Below are 1125 nucleotides of genomic sequence, written 5' to 3'. Positions count from 1 at the left end.
TTTTATTCCTGCGTTACTCAATACTACTATCCCTTCAACTTCGTTTTTATCGACTCATAAAAGTTATCACCAATCCAGCGTCGAATTTTAATTTTTAGAGATAAAAATTTATCTTTTCCTTTTTTCCAACCACCATCATAGTGATGAATAGAAAATGTATTTTCTGTAATTACTAATTTCCTAGTTTCAAGACTTAATGGACATAAATAATCTGTCGGAAGGATAGTTATTCCTTGTAAATCCTGGTTAATATCTTTTTTTTGTAAACCAAATCTTTTTAACAAATTAGTTGTGTAAGTCACACAAGTAGTAGTACCATCAAACTCAAGTTCAGCATAAACCTCTAAATTTGCTTTAACTATTTGGTGGTTTTTTATAGCTCCAAATCCTTGGCCGGTATTTACACGACCAGCAGTTTCCATTCCCATATATGCTTGATTGACAAGCAAATCATCCAAAGGTTTTATCAGTTCAACATCAGTGTCAAGATAAATGCCCCCCTCACTATAAATGATATCAAGCCTTGCAACATCCGTGACAAAAGCATAACGTTTCTTTTCGTACGCTTCTTTTGTATATTGAATTTTATTTACATCATAGTTTTTCTCAGACCATTGTTTTATTTCATAATCTGGACAAAACCTTCTCCAACTTTCAATACATTTTAGCGCAGATTCTGGTAAAGGTTGCCCTCCGAACCAGCAATAGTGTATTACTTTTGGTATCATATCTTCTCACTTTTTATAAATAGCTGGTAAATTTCAGCACTGAATAATTTTATGAATTCAGTGTTGTGATTTACATTTTTTTGTAAGGTATCTGAAATTTTGGAACTAATAATATTTTCGAGAATGTCTTCAACATCTTCGCACAAAATCAATGAGTATCCCTTTTTCACAACCTGTTTACTTACCCAAAGTTGATGATCATTTATATGCTCATCAAATTTCATTTGCCGTGGAACAACTATCGGAATTTTACCTAGTTGTAATACTTGCATATAGGTAGATGGTCCGCCATGAGTAATAATCGTACTCGCTTCATTCATACATCTTTCCATAGTCTCATATCCAATAACCTTTTCCCATTTAGTATATTTGGGTTCATAAGTTGAGTACCCAATTT

2 protein-coding genes are annotated in these 1125 nt (G+C 32.6%); both read right to left on the bottom strand.

Annotated features, from left to right (window positions below):
* Nucleotides 1–26 precede the first annotated feature (26 nt).
* Nucleotides 27–728 (bottom strand): glycosyltransferase, encoded by a 702-nt coding sequence (locus AB0N03_RS52485; RefSeq protein WP_300883858.1) that lies wholly within the window; start codon nucleotides 726–728, stop codon nucleotides 27–29.
* The coding region (locus tag AB0N03_RS52480; RefSeq protein WP_364389036.1) for a glycosyltransferase at nucleotides 725–1125 on the bottom strand (401 nt) is incomplete at its 5' end. The genes AB0N03_RS52485 and AB0N03_RS52480, both read right to left, overlap by 4 nt.

Source organism: Amycolatopsis sp. NPDC051061, assembly GCF_040682935.1.
Lineage (GTDB): Bacteria > Actinomycetota > Actinomycetes > Mycobacteriales > Pseudonocardiaceae > Amycolatopsis.
The sequence above is the reverse complement of the archived record's forward strand: the minus strand, read 5'-3'. Positions and strand labels throughout refer to the sequence as shown.

What these genes read in the sequence shown, in the direction of transcription:
- AB0N03_RS52485 (WP_300883858.1), bottom strand. Translation starts at nt 728, where the DNA reads ATGATACCAAAAGTAATACACTATTGCTGGTTCGGAGGGCAACCTTTA.